12 protein-coding genes are annotated in these 13626 nt (G+C 50.1%); 9 read left to right on the top strand and 3 right to left on the bottom strand.

Features of this window, described 5'->3' with window-relative positions; translation table 11 throughout:
- Positions 1-2 precede the first annotated feature (2 nt).
- The 3 genes from BLQ88_RS05515 to BLQ88_RS05505 all read left to right on the top strand — a co-directional run bounded on the left by BLQ88_RS05515 (position 3) and on the right by BLQ88_RS05505 (position 3791).
- Positions 3-545 (top strand): hypothetical protein, encoded by a 543-nt coding sequence (locus BLQ88_RS05515; protein ID WP_090147469.1) that lies wholly within the window; start codon positions 3-5, stop codon positions 543-545.
- A 68-nt stretch (positions 546-613) separates the two neighbouring features.
- A complete protein-coding gene (locus BLQ88_RS05510) occupies positions 614-1951 on the top strand; it encodes a DEAD/DEAH box helicase (RefSeq protein ID WP_090147467.1) in 1338 nt (445 codons plus the stop codon).
- A 49-nt stretch (positions 1952-2000) separates the two neighbouring features.
- Positions 2001-3791 carry an ABC transporter ATP-binding protein gene (locus BLQ88_RS05505; protein WP_090147466.1) on the top strand — a complete coding sequence of 597 codons (1791 nt, stop codon included), beginning with the start codon at positions 2001-2003 and terminating at the stop codon, positions 3789-3791.
- Positions 3792-4047: 256 nt separating this feature from the next.
- Here the strand turns inward: BLQ88_RS05505 and hemA are convergent, their stop codons facing one another.
- On the bottom strand, positions 4048-5307 hold the full coding sequence (hemA, locus tag BLQ88_RS05500; RefSeq protein ID WP_090147464.1) for a glutamyl-tRNA reductase: 1260 nt from the start codon (positions 5305-5307) through the stop codon (positions 4048-4050).
- A 273-nt stretch (positions 5308-5580) separates the two neighbouring features.
- Between hemA and BLQ88_RS05495 the strand changes: the two genes are divergently transcribed.
- Entirely contained in the window at positions 5581-6864 is a 1284-nt protein-coding gene (locus tag BLQ88_RS05495; protein WP_090147463.1) for a sensor histidine kinase, read from the top strand.
- Here the strand turns inward: BLQ88_RS05495 and BLQ88_RS05490 are convergent.
- Entirely contained in the window at positions 6861-7415 is a 555-nt protein-coding gene (locus BLQ88_RS05490) for a hypothetical protein (RefSeq protein WP_090147461.1), read from the bottom strand. The genes BLQ88_RS05495 and BLQ88_RS05490 overlap by 4 nt on opposite strands.
- 51 nt (positions 7416-7466) lie before the next feature.
- Between BLQ88_RS05490 and BLQ88_RS05485 the strand changes: the two genes are divergently transcribed.
- From BLQ88_RS05485 to gloA2, 5 genes are all read left to right on the top strand, one after another.
- Positions 7467-8522: a long-chain-fatty-acid--protein ligase gene (locus BLQ88_RS05485; protein ID WP_090147459.1), complete on the top strand. Its 1056-nt coding sequence runs from the start codon at positions 7467-7469 to the stop codon at positions 8520-8522.
- 226 nt (positions 8523-8748) lie between these two features.
- Positions 8749-9348 carry a gluconate 2-dehydrogenase subunit 3 family protein gene (locus tag BLQ88_RS05480; RefSeq protein ID WP_090147457.1) on the top strand — a complete coding sequence of 200 codons (600 nt, stop codon included), beginning with the start codon at positions 8749-8751 and terminating at the stop codon, positions 9346-9348.
- Between the two features lie 39 nt (positions 9349-9387).
- Positions 9388-11106: a GMC family oxidoreductase gene (locus BLQ88_RS05475; RefSeq protein ID WP_090147456.1), complete on the top strand. Its 1719-nt coding sequence runs from the start codon at positions 9388-9390 to the stop codon at positions 11104-11106.
- Positions 11107-11232: 126 nt separating this feature from the next.
- Positions 11233-12423 carry an acyltransferase family protein gene (locus tag BLQ88_RS05470; RefSeq protein WP_374754752.1) on the top strand — a complete coding sequence of 397 codons (1191 nt, stop codon included), beginning with the start codon at positions 11233-11235 and terminating at the stop codon, positions 12421-12423.
- A gap of 42 nt (positions 12424-12465) precedes the next feature.
- Positions 12466-12855, top strand: coding sequence for an SMU1112c/YaeR family gloxylase I-like metalloprotein (gene gloA2 / locus BLQ88_RS05465; protein ID WP_090147453.1), 390 nt, complete (start codon positions 12466-12468; stop codon positions 12853-12855).
- A 12-nt stretch (positions 12856-12867) separates the two neighbouring features.
- Here gloA2 and BLQ88_RS05460 read toward each other — a convergent pair whose 3' ends face one another.
- Positions 12868-13350: a hypothetical protein gene (locus BLQ88_RS05460; RefSeq protein WP_090147451.1), complete on the bottom strand. Its 483-nt coding sequence runs from the start codon at positions 13348-13350 to the stop codon at positions 12868-12870.
- Positions 13351-13626 lie beyond the last annotated feature (276 nt).

Here is a 13626-nt window from a genome sequence, read left to right as displayed (position 1 = left end):
TTATGCAAACCATTAACACCAGATTGTCGCCCTGGCATATCGTTGCCGTCGTTGTGCTTGTACCCTTGCTGTTGACCGCGCTTGCCCTGTGGCATTGGAAACCGGGCGTTTTTGTGCTCGCGTCTGTGCTGGCACTCGGCGGCGCGCGCGTTGCGTATGAATTATTTGTAATGAAAAAAATGGGCAACCGGGCTTACCAGCTGGCATTCGGGCTGGCTATAGGGGCTGTATTGCTTCTGGTGTGGATGAATGCGGCTGTCGGCGGGATTCTCGGCGATAATCCTGCTAATATGATGTATTTGGGGGTACTGATCGTAGGTTTGGCAGGCGCGATCATCGCACGGCTGGAAGCGAAAGGAATGTCGTATGCCTTGTTTGCGACGGCATTTGCCATGCTCTTGGTACCCCTGGTTGCCTGGATGATCGGCACGCCGGCATTTGCTAATGGCCTGGCCGCTGTTTTTGCATTGCACGCTTGCTTTGCATGGCTTTTTGCAGGATCGGCCCTGCTTTTCAGGCGCGCCGCCCAATCCAGGCACGAGTAGATAAAACGACTTGCGTAATGCGTTCAGAGGGATTAGCCGTACCTTTGTAGTCTTTTACGAACTGCATTATGACTTTTGAAGATTTAAATCTCACCAAACCGCTTCTGAAAGCACTTTCAGAAGCGGGATATACAACCCCCACCACCATTCAGCACAAGGTCTTTTCGGTGATGATGTCCGGCAAGGACGTCTGCGGCATCGCGCAGACCGGTACCGGAAAGACCTTCGCCTATTTGCTGCCCACACTCCGGCAGATCGAATTTGCCAAAGACCGTTTGCCGCAATTGCTGGTTCTAGTACCTACGCGCGAGCTCGTGGTGCAGGTAGTCGAAGAGGTGCGCAAACTGGCGGCATACACGACTTTACAAGCCGTTGGCGTGTACGGCGGCGGGAATATCAAGGTACAAATGGCTGAACTTCACGAAGGGGCCGATGTCGTGGTAGCAACCCCCGGCCGGCTGTACGACCTGGCGCTGAATGGTTCGCTGAAAACCAAAAACATCAAAAAGCTGGTGATCGACGAGGTGGACGAAATGCTGAACCTCGGTTTTCGTACCCAGTTGAAAAACATTCTCGATCTGCTTCCGCAGCGGCGTCAGAACCTGCTATTCTCGGCTACCATTACCCCGGATGTGGAAGCGCTGATGAAGACCTATTTCAATGATCCAGTGCGCATTGAAGCGGCGCCGGTGGGTACGCCTTTGGATAATATCGAACAGCAGGCCTATTATGTTCCTAATTTTTATACCAAAGTAAACCTGCTGGACCTCCTGCTCGACCGGCATGAGGAAATGAACAAAGTGCTCATTTTTGTAGCCACTAAAAAGCTGGCCGACCAGCTTTATGGTCAGCTGGAACTCGGCTACATGAACAGAATCGGTGTTATCCATTCCAACAAGGACCAGAACCACCGTTTCAATACGATCCGCGAGTTCCATGCCGGCAACTACCGCATTCTCATCGCCACCGACATTATTGCCCGCGGGCTCGATGTGGCGGAGGTGTCGCACGTTTTCAATTTCGACATTCCCGAAGTTCCCGAAAACTACATTCACCGGATAGGCCGCACCGGCCGCGCCGACCAGAAAGGCATTGCCATTTCGTTCATTACCGAACGCGAGAAGCCATTCCAGGAGCAGATCGAGGAATTGATGGATTATCAAATACCCATTCTTGAACTGCCCGAAGACCTGAAAGTTTCGGAAGTACTGCTGCCCGATGAGGAGCCGAAAGTTTTCATGAAAAACATCGAACTGAAACGTCCGAAGCGTGAAGATGTAGGCCCGGCATTTCACGAAAAGAAAGCTAAAAATCAGAAAGTTAATGTCCGTCGCGATCATGCGAAGGAAAAAATGGCCAAATACGGGCGACCGATCAAACGCTCCGGCAATAAGCCTAAGAAATAGTAAGCGCCAGATATTCAAATCATTTTGCAGGATTTCGTGTTGATCCTGCATGAATATCTGGCAAATCTTTCAAAGACTACGTCCTTTCGTCCAGCCGTACCACCGGCAAATCGCATTTGCATTATTCCTTACCTTACTGGGTGCCGTAACGGCGCAAGTGAACCCCTGGGTGCTCCGCTACACGGTCGACACGGTGCAGTCGATGCTCGACAAGCATTGGGGCATTTTGCAGGGCAAGGAGCTTTTAATACAAATCACCGTGATACTTTTCCTGAAAGAGATCGTGAACACGTTCATCGTTTTCGGGCAGCGGTATTTTGGTGAAAAGATCCGCATTAAAGTGTCCAGCGACCTCGCGCAGAATGCCATCAACCGTATTCTGACTTATAATCTGGCGTTTTTCAGTGACAATGAGAACCAGAAAGGCAAGCTGCAAACCCGCATCGACCGGGGTGCGGAGAGCCTCACGAAACTGATTCAAAACTTCTTTATCGATATTCTGCCGCTGTTTGCCAATGCGATAGTCGCACTGGGTATCATGTTTTCGGCCAATTTTTACGTCGGCTGCATTGCATTGGCCATTCTGCCGGTTTATTTCTGGTTGAGTTACAAACAAGCCGGCGAGTTGCAGGGCGTGCGCCGAAAGTTGAAACGGCAGCGAGAGAACAAGAGTAATGGGCTTATCAACCTGATCGAGTCGGTCATTGTGATCAAATCCTTTGTGCGCGAGAAACAGGAAGGCGAAAAGCAATACCGGCTGCAAATGGAGCTGATGGATTCGCAGCTCAAAACCCGGAAAACCAACTTTACCTACGACGGTATCAAGAGCTTTATCGAGCAAATCGGCGTGGTACTGATCATCATTCTCACGGCCTACCTCGTGCTCGACCAGCAAATGTCCATCGGTGCGATCATGTTCCATATTCTGCTATTCAACAACGTCTCCGCGCCCATTCGCCAGCTGCACCGCATTTACGACGAGATGAACGACGCGCTCACCTATTCGGAAGGCTTCTTCGATATTCTCGACGCTAACGACTCGGTAGAAACCAGCGGAAAAGCCGAGAAAGCACAGTTCCGGGGCGATTACCAATTGCGAAATGTATCATTTGCCTATCCTAATGGCACGAAAGCATTGTCGGGCATCGATATGGAGATCAAATCCGGGCAGACTACGGCGCTGGTAGGGCTTTCGGGCGCAGGGAAAAGTACATTGATCAACCTGCTCGTCGGCTTTTACGCCCAGGACGCGGGCGAGATTCTGCTCGACGGACAGCCGTTGAAATCTTATGACCTGTCGTCGCTTCGGAATGCGATTGGTATGGTGCTGCAAAAAAACCACATTTTTAAAGGCTCCATTGCCGAGAATATCTGGTACGGCAAGCCCGAAGCCAGCTGGGAGGAGCTCGTGGAAGCGTCCAAAAGTGCTTATTTGCACGAGCAGATCATGGAATTGCCCAACGGCTACGGGACGGATGCCCAACTGCTTTCCGGTGGGCAGCAGCAGCGCATTGCCATCGCGCGTCTTTTTCTCAAAAATCCCCCCATTATTTTCCTCGACGAGCCTACCGCCAGCCTCGACGCTATTGCTACCGAGCAGATTAAAAACAGCCTCGACGCGATCAAGAAAAACCGGACGGTGGTCATTATCTCCCACAGTCTCGCGCAAATTCTCGATTCGGATCAGATTTATGTTATGAAAAAAGGACATATCGTGGAATCGGGCAAACATGAGGATTTGTACGAGCAAAATGGCGTTTACAGGCAGATTTTCAATGCTTCGGCCCGGAGCCTGAACCTCGGCAAGATGCTCGAAACCATGAGCCGCGAGCAGGACTGAAAAATTTTTAATTTTTTTTTTCGGGTCGGTGATCTAAAGTGATCCGTCCATCGTATGTCGTTGCATGGTGATGAACGACTGATCCAAAACCGCTACTTATGTACACGGTGCAGGATTTTAAGATAACAATTAATTATTGTGGAGGGTAAGGTAATACATAGAGAGGGTGGCAAATGTCACCCTCTCTTTTTTTGCGCATAAAAAAACTCCCGGGCGCGGGCCAGGGAGTACGATATTGGAAGAGGTCTATGTGATATTAATGGCTTTCTTTCTCTTTTTCCAGGTTGAACAAGTCGTTCAACACGTCGATCAGCGTTTCGGCTTCTCCTCTTTTGCAGGCTGCTTTCAATTGAAGCACCGGCAGTTTGAGGATTTTCTGCATCATGCTGGTGGTAATGCGCTCTACTTTTTCCAGCTCCGATTCGGTGAGGCTTTTGGTAAAGCGGCCTAACTCTTCTTTGCGGATCTGTTCCAACGCGCCTTTCAGCTTCTGGATCGTAGGCGAAACGATCATCTCGCGTGACCAGTCGTTGAATTCAACTACCGCTTCGGTGATAATCTCTTCCACGTGCGGCACCGAGTCCAGCCTGCGCTGCAATGCCTCATCGGCTTTCGAACGGATCGAATCGATGGTATAAAGCATTACGCCTGGCACTTCTTCCACTTCCGGCGACACGCTGCGTGGTACCGAAAGGTCGATAAAATATTTGAACGACATACCGCGCAGGCGCACCATCATTTCTTTGGTGAAGAATGGCTCTTCACGCTGGATGGACGATACGATAATGTCGGCATGTGCAATTTCGGATTCAATATCTGCAAAGTCCGCCACCCGGAAACCCAGCTCTGCGCCAAGCGCTTCTGCCTTACTGCGGGTCCTGTTCACAAGGGTTACCTCTGCATTTGTATTCTGCGCAAGGTTACGGCACACATCCGTTCCGATCTCACCCAAACCTACTACAAGGATTTTAGGGTTCGGCATGAGGCCTTCGAGCAATTCTACGGCCGCATAGGAAACAGAGGCAGCGCCATCGCGGAAGAATGTCTCCTGTGCGACGCGTTTGTTGGCAAAAAATATCGTGTGAAGCAAACGGTGCAGGAACGGCCCGGCCATATTCAGGTCGGCCGACCATTGGTACGCATGTTTGATCTGGTTCGGGATTTGCATATCTCCTACCACTTGCGATTGCAAGCCTGTGGCTACGTGGAAAAGGTGCTGCACCGCCGCGTCGCCTTCGGAAAACTGCTCGAAATAGGCTTTGAAATTTTCTACGTCTTCAATCCCTTTTTCGATCAGTAAAAGCTTGATAATGTCTTCGTTAAGATCGTTGGCGGAGGAGTAGTATATTTCGGTGCGGTTACAGGTAGAGACGGCAAGAACGTCGGCGATATCGAAAAAATCTTTCAGACGAAGCATCATGCTCTTCGCTTCCGCCTCGTTCAGTGCAAGCTGTTCCCTGATAGCAAGAGGAGCATTCCGATGTGATAAACTGACTGATTTGAACTGGTTATACATCACTTGGTCTAATTCGATTCACAAAAATACTGTACAAAAATCATAATATGAATGTGGAACTATGACCGTTCACTTATTTAGAAAGCATTTAAATAAAACTGCCATAAGTCATACAAATTTCAACCCGCGAAAGCGCTGAAAACATGACTTTCGTCATATCCGAAACTGATCGGTGAGGGTGATGAAAAACGGTCGCAACGCCACTAAGCTTAAATTATTTGCGTTATTTGTAAACTATAACATTAACATCGGGCAGATTGTGCCCGACCCGGAATGATCAGCGAAAGTCCAAAAGAAAAACCGCGTTTCAAGCTGCACCCCGTAGCTATCCTGAACAGCCAGCGCCTGCGCCGGTCACTGATGGATACTTATGATCAGAAAAGCTTTTACAAATACGGGATCGGGATCATCCTGCTCATCCTGAGCATCGGCTCGCTGTTTTATACCGACAAGCTGGTGGAAGAGCTCGAAGAACGCGAGGAAAGGGAGGTACAGCTTTACGCGGAAGGTTTACGCTATGTGGTGAACAGCCCGCTGGACGAAAACTTCAACGTGATTTACCAGGTGATCGAAGACGCCGTGAATTTCTACCAGATCCCGGCCATTTACGTAGATGAAAACAACATTCCGAACCCGAACAAGAACATTAAGTTTCCCGACAAAGTAAGCCGCCAGGAGCGCGAGCGCATTATCCAGGAAAGGCTCGAAGAAATGAAGCTCGAACATCCGCCTATTCCGGTCGAGCTCGGGAAAGGGCGTGCGGGGAAAATCTATTATAGCAACTCGTTTTTGCTTACGCAGCTTCGTTACTACCCTTTCCTGCAACTTTCGGTGATGCTGCTGATCGGCTACCTCGCCTATCTCGCATTCAGCTCGGCGCGGAAGGCGGAGCAAAACCGCGTATGGGTCGGCTTGGCGAAAGAAACAGCTCACCAGTTGGGCACGCCGCTTTCTTCCTTAATGGCCTGGGTGGAGTATTTCCGCAGCGATCCGACAATAGACCCTTCGATTGCCGAAGAAATTGAAAAGGATGTGATCCGGCTGGAAATGATCACGACGCGGTTTTCGAACATCGGCTCCATTCCCACGCTACGGCAGGAACCCATTGCCATGATCGTAGCCAATTTTATCAATTACCTCGAAAAACGGGTTTCTTCCAAAGTAAAATTTGAAGTGCATAACCAGCTCGCCGAAGAGCAGACCACATTGCTCAACAAGAACCTTTTTGAATGGGTGATCGAGAATATTTGCAAGAATGCGGTGGATGCGATGAGCGGCGTGGGCCAAATCCACGTGACGCTGCAAGCGCCCCCGCGTGCGAAGGAAATCTGGATCGACATTGCCGATACCGGGAAGGGGATGACCAAGGCACAGGCCAATAAAATCTTCAATCCGGGTTTCAGTACTAAGAAACGCGGCTGGGGCCTTGGATTAACGCTTGCGAAACGGATTATCGAAAATTACCACGCCGGGAAGCTTTTTGTAAAGAGCTCGGAGGTAGGAAAAGGAACGACATTCAGGATTACCCTGAATGCCGATATTTTAGAGGGATCTTAGGGTAGCACCGGCACTACTATGGTATCCGTCGTGATCTGGTTACTGACCCGGAAAGCGCGGTCCATAATGCTGACTTTAAACTTTACCGTGGTAGGAACAGCGCTACGGAATTTAATAAAACGCGTATTCAGATCCAGCTTGCCTCGGATCGGCCCTGCTTTTCCGTCCGGCTTTAAGATCGGGAAGAACTTGACCGAATCACCTGCCAGGATTCGTTCGTCCCAGGATCCGTCTTTACGCTTGAACATGGTCACCAGCCGGTAGTTCGCTTCGAGGTTCCAGCCTGGCGCATTCAAATATTGCTTGCCAAAGTTATCCTTGTCCTGTACTTCCGCATCGCTGGCGCCAAGGTCTCCGTCACCGTCCTCAAAATCGACTGTAACCGTAACAATCTCCACTTCCTGTGCCGGCTGACCGTTAACGCTATCATTCCGCGTCTCCTGCGAGATGCCATTATAGTCGATCCAGGGCGTATCATCGAAATCGGGAATATCGACACAACTCGCCGATGCAACCGCCAACAGTATGAACAAGGAAACTTGCAGCTTCATATGAGTTCTATTTTTAACTTTGCTTTTTAAGTATCTACGAAAGTAAGCGGATTGGAACTGCAAAACAATAAATCGATTGCCGAAATAAGGGCAGGGTTAAGAGAACGGATCATCACCTTTGAGCTCGCGGATTTTGAGCCGCTTGCCCTCAGGGTTTTCCGTTTCCAGGCTGAATATAATCCTGTTTATAACGAATACATCCGGCACCTGGGTATCGACCCGGCGGGTATCAGCGCATTGACGCAAATCCCTTTTCTTCCAATCCAGTTTTTCAAGAATCATCGCGTCGCTACGGGGCATTATGCCGACGCGCCTGTTGTTTTCCAGAGCAGCGGGACAACCGGGCAAACTACCAGCCGTCATCACCTTTACGACGAACCACTTTACAAAGCCGTTTCCTATCGCATTTTCCAGCATAACTACGGCGATCTGAACCGCTTTCATATTCTGGCGCTGCTACCGTCATACCTTGAACGAACCAACTCTTCGCTCGTGTATATGATGCAACATTTTATTGAAGAGAGCGGATCGGAGTATTCAGGGTTTTACCTTAATAACACGGGAGAAATGCTGCACCGCCTGCGCTACCTCGCCGACCATCCCGACGGCCGGGGCATTCTGTTGCTCGGGGTTACGTTTGCATTGCTGGACCTGGCGGAAAGCAGCTTCGACCTTTCTTTCCTGAAAAACATCGAACATTTCATGGTGATGGATACAGGCGGCATGAAAGGACGGCGCAAGGAAATGCTCAGGGAAGAGGTGCACGACGAGCTGACCGCGAGCTTCGGCGTGCCGGCGATCCATTCGGAGTATGGGATGACGGAGCTTCTTTCACAAGGTTACTCGCATGGCGAAGGCCTGTTCACACCCGGGTATTCGATGCGCATTCTGCTGCGCGATATCAACGACCCGTTCGCCATTAGCGACCATAACTTCGGCGCTTCCAAAACCGGCGGCATCAATGTAATCGACCTGGCCAACCTGGATACCTGTTCGTTCATCGAAACGCAGGATCTGGGCAGGTACGGGGAGAAACCGGGCACTTTTTATGTCATGGGGCGTTTCGACAATTCCGATATCCGCGGCTGCAATTTAATGGTTCTCTGAATCGTTGGAATGACCGGCCAGTTTCTACACCCGCGGTTACATTTTAATATAAATTTAATTCCCGCGATTGCCTGTGAAATAGCCGCATACAGCCCCGGCAACTATATAGAATCATTCTAACCAACATACGAGCCAGAATATTTCCTAAATTAGCAGGCTGTTCAAAATTGCATTAATCAAATGCAGAATTACACTTTGGATTGTTAACCTATATTAAGTATATCAGATGAAAAGACGTGATGCCCTTGGTCGTGTGGCTCTATTAATGGGTGGCACACTCTCTGCACCCACCATGCTGGCTTTTCTGGAAGGCTGTAAGTCTTCTACCGAAACTGCCTCGGCAATGACTTTCCCTTTCTCCACGGACCGCAAGGCGCTTGTTTCGGAAGTGGCTGAAATTATCATTCCAAAAACAGACACCCCGGGAGCGAAAGATGCCAAAGTGGGTGAATTTATTGAAATGATGCTGAAAGATTGCTACGCGGCAAAGGACCAGGAAAGCTTTAACAAGGGTTTGGCAGAGTTGGAGAAAAAAGACTTCCTGAAAGCAAAACCCGAAGAACAAACGAAGATCCTGAAAGAGATGGAAGCCGATGCGAAAGAAGAACTCGCGAAGGCAGGTGAGGAAAAGAAAAAATATACCGAAGCTGGTAAGGAATACACCGACGCCGGTGTGCCTTTCTTCCGCCTGATGAAGGAACTGACCCTGCTCGGCTATTTCACATCCGAACCGGGTGCTACCCAGGCGCTGGAATATGTGGCTGTTCCCGGGCGCTACGACGGCTGCATCGACCTGAAACCCGGCCAGAAAAACTGGGCGATGTAAGCCCCAAACATTTTTTTAATTTTTTGAAGGATATTCATCATGAATCTGAACATAAAAGCAACAAAACAAGCCACTTACGACGCAATTGTGGTGGGTTCGGGCATCAGCGGCGGATGGGCTGCCAAAGAGCTGACCGAAAAGGGTTTGAAAGTACTCATGCTCGAAAGAGGACGGGACATCAAGCACATTGTAGATTATAAAACCGCCACCCTCGCCCCCTGGGAACTGGAACACCGCGGACGGGTTACCACCATGGCGAAAGAAGAATACTGGGCAGGTATGCGCACAGGCTACACCGCCAACGAAGAGCACCGCTACCTCTTCGAAAACGATAAAGAAAACCCTTACCTGGAAACACGGAAGTTCGACTGGATCCGTGCGTACCACGTAGGCGGCCGCTCCCTCCTGTGGGGACGCCAGAGCTACCGCCTGAACGCGGCGGATTTCGAGGCGAATGGCAAGGAAGGAATCGGGGTCGACTGGCCGATCCGCTACGCCGACATTGCCCCATGGTATGACTACGTGGAGAAATTTGCAGGTATCAGCGGCGCCAAAGACGGCCTCGACGTGCTTCCCGACGGCAACTACCTGCCTCCCATGCAGATGAACTGCGTGGAAAAACACGTAAAAGGCGAGGTAGAGAAGAAATTCGCAGGCCGCCACATCATTATGGGCCGGGCCGCGCACCTTACCCAGCCGCAGGCATTCCATACGGAGCTCGGACGTGCCGCGTGCCAGTTCCGTAACATGTGTATGCGCGGATGTCCGTATGGAGGTTATTTCAGCACCCAGGCGGCCACACTACCGGCAGCACAAAAGACAGGTAACCTTACGTTGGTAACGGATTCGATCGTTTCGGAAGTCATTTTCGATGATAAACTGAACAAGGCGACCGGCGTACGCGTGATCAACCAGAATACCCTTGAAACAAAGGAATATTTTGCCAAAATTATTTTCATGAATGCATCGGCGATCGCTTCTGCGTCGATCTTGATGAATTCGAAATCGAAACGCTTCCCGAACGGGTTGGGTAACGATAGCGACCAGCTGGGCCGTAACATTATGGACCACCACCTCGCGGTTGGCGCAAGAGGCGATGTGGAAGGTTTCGAAGACAAATACTATTTCGGACGCCGTGCGAACGGTATCTACATTCCACGTTACCGCAACTGGGGCAACGACAAGCGTGATTACGTACGCGGGTTCGGTTACCAGGGTGGTGCAAGCCGCGACAGCTGGGGCCGCGGCGTAGGAATGGAAGGCTTCGGTGCCGATTTCAAAAAGGAAATTTCACAACCGGGCGGTTGGAGCATGAACATCGGAGGTTTCGGTGAAATGATCCCCGACGAGAAAAACCGCTTCACGCTGCATGCTACTGAAAAAGACAAATGGGGCCTCCCGGTAGTCGTTTTCGATGCGGCTTATGGTGAAAACGAGAAGAAAATGCGCCAGGATATGATGAACGACGCTGCTGAAATGCTGGAAGCGGCCGGTCTGAGAAACGTGACGCCTTACAACGACGAATCGAAGCACCCGGGTATCGGTATCCACGAAATGGGTACGGCACGTATGGGTAACGACCCTAAAACATCCGTTCTGAACAAGAACAACCAGGTGTGGGGCGCTGAGAACGTATATGTTACCGATGGCGCGTTCATGACTTCGGCCTCCTGCGTGAACCCGTCGCTCACCTACATGGCGATGACTGCGCGCGCTGCTGACCATGCCGTGAAGGAGCTCAAAAAGATGAATGTATAACGGATCCTAATCCGCATTGCCGAAAAAACCTCGCAGGTAAATCCTGCGAGGTTTTTTCTTTTGGGATGTAACCCATTCCGACGATTTATCAGTATTGCCGGTAACCTTTCCCTAAACGACATTACCTTGAAAGAAACTACTACCCTGCCGCCTCAACGTGTTTCGTCGGTCGACGCTTACCGTGGATTTGTGATGTTCCTGATGATGGCCGAGGTGATCCGGCTCAGTCGGGTGGCCGAAGCATATCCTGACAGCGTATTCTGGGCATTCCTCGATTTCCATCAAAGCCACGTTCCCTGGGTAGGATGCTCGCTGCACGACCTGATCCAGCCATCGTTCTCGTTCCTCGTCGGCGTAGCACTACCCTATTCGATGGCCAGCCGTGCGAGCAAAAACGAATCGGTTTCGATGATGTGGTTCCACACCATCCGGCGGTCGCTCATCCTGATATTCCTCGGCATTTTCCTGCGCTCGATGCATTCCGAGCAGACCAATTTTACATTTGAAGATACATTGACCCAGATAGGCCTGGGCTACCCGATCCTTTTTGCATTGGGATTTGCTTCCGAAAAAATCCAGTGGGGCGCATTAGGCGTTATTCTGGTCGGTTACGCAGCCGTTTTTGCCGCATACCCGCTTCCCGGTCCCGATTTCGACTGGTCGCAAACCGGCACCACGGCCGATTGGGAGCATAACCTTAAAGGCTTCGCAGCGCATTGGAACAAAAACACCAATGCAGCCTGGGCTTTCGATCGCTGGTTCCTGAACCTCTTCCCCCGGGAAAAAACATTCGAGTACAATGGAGGCGGTTACAGTACATTGAGCTTCATTCCCACATTAGGAACTATGATACTGGGCCTCATTGCCGGAAAATGGCTAAAAACGGCGACATCATCCACCTTACTGCTGAAACGCTACCTCATCACCGCCGCAGTACTCCTCGTGCTCGCATTGGTCTTCCATTTCACGGGCCTTAACCCGATTGTGAAGCGTATCTGGACACCTGCCTGGACACTTTTCAGCGGCGCCTGCGCATTTCTGCTGCTTTCCGCATTCTATTTTGTGGTGGATGTGAAAGAAAACAAGTCTTGGTTCTTCCCGCTGATCGTTATCGGTACCAATTCCATTGCAGCATACGTAATCGCCGATGGCTTTGGCAGCTTCATCAGAGGGTCATTCAAAATTCATTTGGGGCAGCATTACGATGCCGTCTTCGGGGATGGTTATGCCTCGCTCGTGAGCGGCGCATTGATCCTGCTTACGGAATGGCTTATCCTGCGGTGGATGTATAAAAAGAAGATTTTTATCAAGATTTGAGTCGCGGCGCTATCTTTGGGCCGTACTCAACTATTTTGACCAATGCTGAAACTCCAAGCCGTACACCATATCGCGATCATTTGCTCCGACTATCCGAAGTCGAAACAGTTTTATACCGAAATTCTGGGATTCAATATAGACCGTGAGGTTTTCCGTGAAGCGCGGGATTCGTACAAGCTCGATCTTTCGCTGAATGGGCAGTACATTATAGAGCTATTCTCTTTCCCGTCCCCGCCCGCTCGCGCATCGCGCCCGGAGGCGTGCGGGCTCAGGCACATTGCATTCCAGGTAGATAATGTGGAAGAAGCGATCGCGGATTTAAATGCAAAAGGCATTCACCCCGAACCGGTCCGGATCGACGAATTTACAGGCAAAAAATTTACCTTTTTCGCAGATCCCGACGACCTGCCGATTGAATTGTATGAAGTGTAATGGAATAAAAACTCAGGCAGCTGCCGTAAGCCCGTAGCTGCGCTGCGTGCCTGATTCCAGCTTGCAAAGCATTTCGTAGAACTCCGAAGTACGCGTAAGATGCTCGTCCATAAGACGTTGCGCTTCGGGCTCCCTGTCAAGGTAATGCCTTACTGATTTGTACAATTGAAGCGATACCGCTTCTATCTTTTTGAGACAGGAGGCCACTTCCTCCTTGCCATTTGCACTTTCGAGCAATTGCAGAGAGGCGTGTGACATGATCTGGTTTTGATCGGCTAGCTCCTTATCGTTGAGAAAACATTTGAAATAATCGTATACAGCACGGATTTCTTTCTGGAAAAGCACGGCACTCACATGTCCCTGGCTCAGCATCCTTCTGAACGGCGCCATGCCATCCTTCTTCAATGCTTCCAGATACAGAACTTCCCGTTTCTTCTGCTCATTCCATAACGCCCTGATCATCTGAATGAACTCTTTGCTTTTGCTCTCCTCCATATGCTGTATTAATTAAGCGTTGTAGAAAAACTTCTTAAAAAATTATACCCAAATCTCCTTAGGAACAGCTTTTTAATGGTATTTAAATACAAATTCTCTTTTAAGTCACAAAAACCGTTTAATAAACTTTTTCCAAAATATCGGGTACAAATTCGGAGCTGTTTTTGTGGGCAAATTTTGCCATAACTGTGCACGGCCAACTGGGGAAATGTGGACTACGCAAACCACATACCGCAAGCATTTTTTTGTCCTGAACAGAAAGCGGCTAACTTTGCT

Source organism: Dyadobacter soli (genome assembly GCF_900101885.1).
In the GTDB taxonomy this organism is placed as follows: Bacteria; Bacteroidota; Bacteroidia; order Cytophagales; family Spirosomataceae; genus Dyadobacter; species Dyadobacter soli.
The sequence above is the reverse complement of the archived record's forward strand: the minus strand, read 5'-3'. Positions and strand labels throughout refer to the sequence as shown.

Excerpts from the sequence above, each read along its gene's own strand:
- BLQ88_RS05510 (WP_090147467.1), top strand. The coding sequence starts at position 614 with ATGACTTTTGAAGATTTAAATCTCACCAAACCGCTTCTGAAAGCACTT.
- BLQ88_RS05515 (WP_090147469.1), top strand. The coding sequence starts at position 3 with ATGCAAACCATTAACACCAGATTGTCGCCCTGGCATATCGTTGCCGTC.
- BLQ88_RS05460 (WP_090147451.1), bottom strand. The coding sequence starts at position 13,350 with ATGGAGGAGAGCAAAAGCAAAGAGTTCATTCAGATGATCAGGGCGTTA.
- BLQ88_RS05475 (WP_090147456.1), top strand. The coding sequence starts at position 9,388 with ATGAATCTGAACATAAAAGCAACAAAACAAGCCACTTACGACGCAATT.
- hemA (WP_090147464.1), bottom strand. The coding sequence starts at position 5,307 with ATGTATAACCAGTTCAAATCAGTCAGTTTATCACATCGGAATGCTCCT.
- gloA2 (WP_090147453.1), top strand. The coding sequence starts at position 12,466 with ATGCTGAAACTCCAAGCCGTACACCATATCGCGATCATTTGCTCCGAC.
- BLQ88_RS05505 (WP_090147466.1), top strand. The coding sequence starts at position 2,001 with ATGAATATCTGGCAAATCTTTCAAAGACTACGTCCTTTCGTCCAGCCG.
- BLQ88_RS05495 (WP_090147463.1), top strand. The coding sequence starts at position 5,581 with ATGATCAGCGAAAGTCCAAAAGAAAAACCGCGTTTCAAGCTGCACCCC.
- BLQ88_RS05480 (WP_090147457.1), top strand. The coding sequence starts at position 8,749 with ATGAAAAGACGTGATGCCCTTGGTCGTGTGGCTCTATTAATGGGTGGC.
- BLQ88_RS05490 (WP_090147461.1), bottom strand. The coding sequence starts at position 7,415 with ATGAAGCTGCAAGTTTCCTTGTTCATACTGTTGGCGGTTGCATCGGCG.